We start from the raw sequence: 6,761 nt of genomic DNA, 5'->3' as shown, positions 1-6,761 counted from the left end.
GCACTCGGAGGCAAGCCACCAATCAGTCGACTGCAACCAACCTGACGGCCGGGTACACCTAGAGCGTGCCGCGCGCGTCAGCGCTCGACGTACGCCAGCGAGCGCAGGCCGCGCTCGAGGTGCCAGGCGAGGTAGGCCGCCACCACGCCGCTGGCCTCCCTGAGTTGGCGCGGCTCGGCCGCGTGGACCACGGGCCAGTCCCCCGCCAGCAACGCGCCGAGCACCGCCACCGTGCCTGCGGACGGATGGGCGGCGCCGGGGATCCGGCAGCGCGAGCAGAGGACGCCGCCGGCGGCCGGGCTGAACCAGCGGTGCGGGCCCTCCTCGCCGCAGCGGGTGCAGTGCTCGAAGGACGGCGCGTACCCGGCCACCGACAGCGAGCGCAGCAGGTAGGAGTCGAGGACCTGGCCGGGCGCGTGCTCGCCGGCGGACATGGCGCGCAGGCCGCCGACCAGGAGCAGGAACTGCTGCACCGCGGGCTGCTTCTCCTCCGAGACCAGCCGCTCGGCGGTCTCGAGCATCACGGTGCCGGAGGTGTAGCGGTCGTAGTCGAGCCCGAGGCTGCCCGAGAACGGCGTCAGCGTCTCGGCCTGCGTGACCGTGTCGAGGCTGCGCCCCTCGGCGAGCTGGAGGTCGACGTGGGTGAACGGCTCGAGCCGCGAGCCCCACCGCGACGTGGTCTTGCGGACCCCGCGCGCGACCGCACGCACCCGGCCGTGCTGCCGGGTCAGCAGGGTGATGATGCGGTCGGCCTCACCCAGCTTGTGGGTGCGCAGCACGATCGCCTCGTCGCGGTAGAGCACGCCCCCAGTCTGCCTTGCTCAGCTCGACGTACGGCGCTGCCGGCCGCGCTGGCGCGCGGGTGTCGCCCAGCAGCCGAGGGCGAAGCCGGCCGCCGCCCGGTCGAGCCGCTCGGGACGGATCCGCCACTCCAGGATGCTGCGGGCCCGCAGGAAGGTCGCGTTGGGCAGCTCCTCGGCGAGCATCGCGGCGTCGGCGGCCGGGTGGATCGGGTCCTTGGGGTGCCCGACCACGAGCGCCGGGGCGGTGATCGCGCGGCGCTCCCGGGACGACGGCGCGACCCGGCCGAAGAACATGCCGTGCACCACGGCGGCCATCGGGCCGGGGCGCTGGTCGCAGGTGTCGAGGCCGATGCCGACCCAGAACGGCACGACTCCTCGGGGCACCGGGCGGGTGAGCATCCGGAGCCCGTTGACGGTGAACGGGAGGAACCGGGCGGCGAACATGAGCGGGGCGAAGGCGACGATCCCCGCCTCGACCGCGTTGTTGAGCACGGGCATCTCGATGATCAGGCCCCGCACCCGCTGCGGTGCGACCGCGGCCACCTCGAGCGAGACGTTGGCACCCAGCGAGGTGCCGCCGACCACTGCCTGTGGAGCCCCGAGGTGGTCGAGCAGCGCCACCACCTGCTCGGCGAAGGCGGTGACGGAGTAGGCGTGGGGGTCGGCGGGGCGGTCGCTGCGGCCGTGGCCGAGGAGGTCGAGGGTGACCACGTGCAGACCCTCGGCCGCGAGCGCCCGGGCGAGCGGCTGGTGCATCCGGCGCGGCATCAGCTGGCCGTGCAGCAGCACCACCCAGGCGTCGCCGGCGCCGTACTCGGTGTACTCGAGGCGGTCGCGCGCGCCGTGGTCCTCGACGAAGAACTGCCCGATCCGCTCCGACACCAGTCCCGGCACACCCATGGTCAGAATCTAGTCGCCGCGAGCCCCTCCGCCGACCGATCTCGCCCGTCGGCGGGCCCGCGACGTCCGGATTGCGACCGCTTCGTGACCACGGGCTTCGTCAATATGCCGTCAACATGTCCAGACGTCCCCCAGAATGTCGGCCATGACTGCTCCGGGTCAGACGTGGTCGCGCCACGCCACCACGCTCGGCGTCCTCGCAGCCATCTACCTCGTCGGCACACAGGCGGTGTACTTCGCCCCGCCCGGGTCCGCGGTGGCGGCGTGGTGGCCCGGCGCCGGGCTGGCGGTGGCGCTGCTCGCGCTCTCGCCACGGTCGACCTGGACATTCCTGGCGCCCTGCGTGCTGCTGGCGACCGCCGCCGCGAACACGACCGGCGGTCGCCCCCTCGACGTCGCGCTGCTCTTCGGCCTCGCGAACGCCGCCGAGGCCGTCGTCGCCGCCGCCGTGCTGCAGCGCGGACGGATCGGGTCGCCGCGCCTGGACTCGCTGGACGACTTCCTGCGCCTGCTCGTGGCGGCGCTGGCCGGGGCGATCACCGTCGCCACGCTCGCGGTCGTGGCAGTCTGGCTGACCGAGGGTGCCGCGCTCGCCGCCGTCTGGCCGTGGGTCTTCGCCTCGCACGCCGCCGCCACCCTCGTGGTGGTCCCGGTCGGTCTCTCGATCGGCACCGGACGACGGGTGGGCCGGTACGGCGAGCTGGTGCTGCAGGCGGGCACGCTGCTGACGGTCACGGTCTTCGTGTTCGCCCCCGACCAGTCGCTGCCCCTCGCCTTCGCGCCGCTGCCGCTGCTGGTGTGGGCGGCGCTGCGCTTCGACGTCCGCGTCGTGGCGTGGGAGCTGCTCGTCACCAGCGCGCTGTGCACGGCTCTGACCGCCCGCGGCTTCGGCCCGTTCGCCGCCGCGATCGACCACGGCGGCACCTCGCCGGCCGCCGCCGCCGCGATGGTGCAGGTCTGGATCTTCAGCGCCGCACTCATGTGGCTGCCCCTGACCATCGCCGTCGAGCAGCGTCGCCAGCTGCTCGCGCAGGTCACGGCACGCGAGCAGCTGTTCCGCCGCAACTTCACCGAGTCGCTCGTGGGCATGCTCCTGCTGCGCCGTCGCGGCGACCGGCTCGAGATCGTGGACGCGAACGACGCCGCGATGCGCCTGCTCGGTGGCACCGGACCGCTGGTCGGCCGCTACCTCGACCGGGTGCTCGACGACCCCGACGCCGTACGCCGGCGCACGCAGGACATGCTGCTCGGCGAGCTCGACGGCTGGAGCGCGCAGATCGGCGTGGCGCAGCAGCCCGGCACGCGCCTCAACGTGGCGATCTCGATGATCTCCGGCGGGCCCGACCCGGCGTTCGCCGCGCAGCTCCTCGACGTGACCCCGGAGGCGCGGGCGCGGGCCCGGATCGAGGCGGCGGAGAAGCTGACCAACACCACGATCGACACCACCGCCTGCATCATCATCGTCACCGACCTGGCCGGGACCGTGCTCCGGGTCAACGCCGCGACCACCTCGCTCACCGGCTTCGTCGAGGAGGAGCTCCTCGGCAACCCCGTGTGGACCCACATCACCCCTGACCACCGGCTCGACCTGGTCAAGGAGATGTTCACCGCGGCCGACGGCAGCCTGGTCCCCCACTCCCGCGAGGCCGAGGTGCAGCGCCGCGACGGCTCGCTGATGCGCGTGGTGTGGAACAACACCGTGGTGCACGACGAGCACGGCCGTCCGCTGATGGTGGTCTTCACCGGCATCGACGTGACCCGCGAGCGCCAGGCGGCCGGCCTGGTGACCCACCTGCTCCAGGCCTCCAAGGCCACGGCCCTGGTCGGCACCGACGCCGAGGGCCTGGTCACCCTCTTCAGCGCCGGCGCCCAGCGCCTCCTCGGCTACACCACCGAGGAGGTCGTCGGCCGGCCGTTCGTGTCGTTCCTCGACCCCGGCGAGCTCGCCGCCCGCACGGCGTCCGCCGAGCGGCCGAGCAGCTTCGCGGCGCTGGCCGCGCAGATCGGGCCCTACGGCGAGACCCAGCCGCGCGACTGGACCTGGCTGGCCAAGGACGGCGGCCGCCCGGCGGTCTCGATGACGCTGAGCCGCTCGAGCGAGGCCGGCACCGGCGACGAGCGCAGCTACCTGCTGGTCGGTCGCGACGTCACCGAGCGGCGCCACGGCCAGGAGATGCTCGTCAAGGCGCTCGACACCGAGCGCACGGCGGTCGAGCGGCTCCGCAAGCTCGACCACGCCAAGAACGAGTTCGTCTCGACGGTCAGCCACGAGCTGCGCACGCCCGTCACGAGCATCATCGGCTACACCGAGATGCTCCGCGACGGCTCGGTCGTCGAACCGCTGCCCGAGCAGGTGCCGCTGCTCGAGACGATCGCCCGCAACGGCGAGCGGCTCACCGTCATCTGCAACGACCTGCTGCTCCTCGGCGGGCTCGACTCGGGAGCGACCCAGCTGGAACGCGTCGCCGTGGACCTCACCGAGCTCGCCGAGCACGCCTCCGTCTCGCTGCACCCCGTGGTCGACGGTCGCGACCTGCACCTGACCGTGACCCGCTGCGACGCGCCGATCATGGTGCTCGGCGACCCGGTGCAGCTCGAGCGGGTGATCACCAACCTGCTCAGCAACGCGGTGAAGTTCACCGAGGACGGCGGCACGGTCGAGCTGCGTCTCGAGCGCGACCTCGAGGCCGACGAGGCGTGCCTCGTGGTCCGCGACACTGGCATCGGCATCCCCGAGGGCGAGCAGCCCGGGCTCTTCGAGAAGTTCTTCCGCTCCTCGACGGCCCAGGAGCGGGCCATCCCCGGCACCGGCCTCGGGCTCTCGATCGTCGCCGGGATCGTCGGCTCCCACGGCGGCCGGATCTCGGTCGACTCCGCCCACCTCTCCGGCACGACGTTCACCGTGCGCCTGCCCCTCCACCGGTCCGCGGCCCCCGCCACCCCGCTGCGGCCGGACCCGATCACCGCCGGTCCCGCCCGGGCCGAGGAGGCCGAGGCGGCCGAGGCGGTCTGAGGGCCCGGGTACTTCGCCGAGGGTCAGGAGAGCCGGCGCGGCCACCAGAAGCGGTCGCCCAGCTTCACGGCGATGGCCGGGACGAGGACGGTGCGCACGAGCAGGGTGTCGAGCAGCACGCCGATGCCGATCACGACGCCGAGCTGGGCGAGCACGACCAGCGGCAGCACGCCGAGCACCGCGAACACCGCGGCGAGCAGGATGCCGGCGCTGGTGATCACGCCACCGGTGGCGGCCAGCGCCCGGAGCATGCCCTCGCGCGTGCCGTGGCCGACGCTCTCCTCGGCCGCCCGGGTCACCAGGAAGATGTTGTAGTCGACGCCGAGAGCCACCAGGAACAGGAAGGCCAGCAGCGGCATCCCGACGTCGATCGCGGTGAAGCCGAGCAGCTCGGTGAACACCCACCACGACGCCCCCAGCGCGGCGAAGTACGTCGCCACGACGGTCGCCACGAGGATCACCGGCGCGACGACCGAGCGCAGCAGGAGCCCGAGCACGAGCAGCACGAGGAGCAGCACGATCGGCACCACGACCATCCGGTCGCGCGCTGCCGCGTCGTGCTCGTCGATCGACTCGGCCTCCGGACCGCCGACGTAGGTCTCGTCGTACGACGAGAGGGCGTCACGGAGGTCGTTGACCGCCCCCTCGGAGGCGTCCGTGCCCGGGGCGGCGTCGAGGACGACGTCGAACCGTTGCCAGCCGTCGTCACCGTCGGTGAACTCGCCGGGCCGCACGCCCGACACCCCCTGCGCGGCCTGCACGACCTCGTCGGCGCCGGCGCGGGTGACCACGACCGTCGGCTCGGACGCGCCCGCCGGGAACGACTCGGCGAGCCGGTCGGCAGCCGTGATCGCCTCCGGCTCGTCGAGGAACTGCTCGGAGGTCGACAGCCCGGTCTGCACCTGCAGCAGCCCCAGCGACAGCCCGGCCAGCACCACGAGGGAGGCGGCGATGAGCACGCCCGGCGCCCGCCCGACCGCACCACCGATCCGGCCCCACAGCGACCCCGCGTCGACCAGCACCGGCTGGCCGACCCGCGGCACGAGCGGCCAGAAGATCCAGCGCCCGCAGAGCACGAGAGCGGCCGGGAGCGCGCCGAGCACCGTGACCGCCGCGACCACGATGCCGATCGCGCTGGCGAGGCCGAGGCCGCGCGTGGTCGGGAACGAGGTGAGCAGCAGCACGAGCACGCCCACGACGACCGTCGAGGCGCTCGAGATCACGGCCTCCGCCGTACGGCGCCAGGCCCGGGTCATCGCGACGTACCGGTCCTCGTGCATCTTGAGCTCGTCGCGGTAGCGGGAGATCAGCAACAGGGCGTAGTCGGTGCCCGCGCCGAAGACCAGCACCGAGAGGATCCCGACCGTCGACTCGTCGAAGGGGACGCCGAGGAGGTCGAGACCCTGGGTGGCCAGCACCGCCGCCACCCGGTCGGCGATGCCGACCACGGCCAGCGGGACGATCCAGAGCACGGGGCTGCGGTAGGTGATGATCAGCAGCACCGCGACCACCAGCGCCGTCACGAGCAGCAGCCGCGTGTCGGCGCCGTCGAAGACGGCGGAGAGGTCGGCCGTGATCGCGGCCGGACCGGTCACCTGCGCGGTGACCCCGTCGGGCAGTCCGTCGTCCACCGCGGCCCGGAGGTCACCGACCGCCTCGCTGACCGCGGCGTCGCCCTGGGCGTCGATCGCGGTGATGCCCAGCGCAGCGGTGCCGTCCTCGCTCGGTTGCAGCGGCACCCGGCTGCCGGTCGCCGCGGCGAACGAGCGGCCGATCTCGTCGAGGTCCGCCTGGCTGAGCTGGCTCCCGTCAGGCGCGGTGTAGAGCACGACGGCCGTCGCGTCGTCCCCGGAGGGGAACTGGTCCTGGAGCTCGACGACCCGGGTGCTGTCGTATCCGGCTGGCAGCACGTCGGTGGGCTCGGCGTTCACGTCGGCTTCGCCGACGAACACCAGCACCGCCGCCGAGGAGGCCAGGAAGAGCAGGAGCAGGGCGACGGCGCGGCGCGGGGTGAGGCCGGTGCGGGGCTCGGACAACGTAGACTC

At 73.5% G+C, this 6,761-nt stretch carries 4 protein-coding genes; 1 reads left to right on the top strand and 3 read right to left on the bottom strand.

The annotated features are described in order from the left end of the window. Window positions 1–77 precede the first annotated feature (77 nt). Entirely contained in the window at window positions 78–803 is a 726-nt protein-coding gene (gene recO, locus ACFPGP_RS13205; RefSeq protein WP_378590816.1) for a DNA repair protein RecO, read from the bottom strand. A gap of 18 nt (window positions 804–821) precedes the next feature. Further along, window positions 822–1,703 carry an alpha/beta fold hydrolase gene (locus ACFPGP_RS13200; protein WP_378590814.1) on the bottom strand — a complete coding sequence of 294 codons (882 nt, stop codon included), beginning with the start codon at window positions 1,701–1,703 and terminating at the stop codon, window positions 822–824. Window positions 1,704–1,848: 145 nt separating this feature from the next. Here ACFPGP_RS13200 and ACFPGP_RS13195 point away from each other — a divergent pair, with 145 nt between their 5' ends. After that, window positions 1,849–4,716: a PAS domain S-box protein gene (locus tag ACFPGP_RS13195; RefSeq protein WP_378590811.1), complete on the top strand. Its 2,868-nt coding sequence runs from the start codon at window positions 1,849–1,851 to the stop codon at window positions 4,714–4,716. Between the two features lie 23 nt (window positions 4,717–4,739). Here ACFPGP_RS13195 and ACFPGP_RS13190 read toward each other — a convergent pair whose 3' ends face one another. Continuing rightward, a complete protein-coding gene (locus ACFPGP_RS13190) occupies window positions 4,740–6,752 on the bottom strand; it encodes an MMPL family transporter (RefSeq protein WP_378590809.1) in 2,013 nt (670 codons plus the stop codon). Between the last annotated feature and the right edge of the window lie 9 nt (window positions 6,753–6,761).

The sequence above is a fragment of the Nocardioides taihuensis genome (assembly GCF_042657275.1).
Classification (GTDB): Bacteria; Actinomycetota; Actinomycetes; order Propionibacteriales; family Nocardioidaceae; genus Nocardioides; species Nocardioides taihuensis.
This window is presented reverse-complemented; position numbering and strand designations above follow the sequence as displayed.

Bases quoted from the DNA above. Each gene is read 5' to 3' on its own strand.
- ACFPGP_RS13200 (WP_378590814.1), bottom strand. From the start codon at position 1,703: ATGGGTGTGCCGGGACTGGTGTCGGAGCGGATCGGGCAGTTCTTCGTC.
- ACFPGP_RS13195 (WP_378590811.1), top strand. From the start codon at position 1,849: ATGACTGCTCCGGGTCAGACGTGGTCGCGCCACGCCACCACGCTCGGC.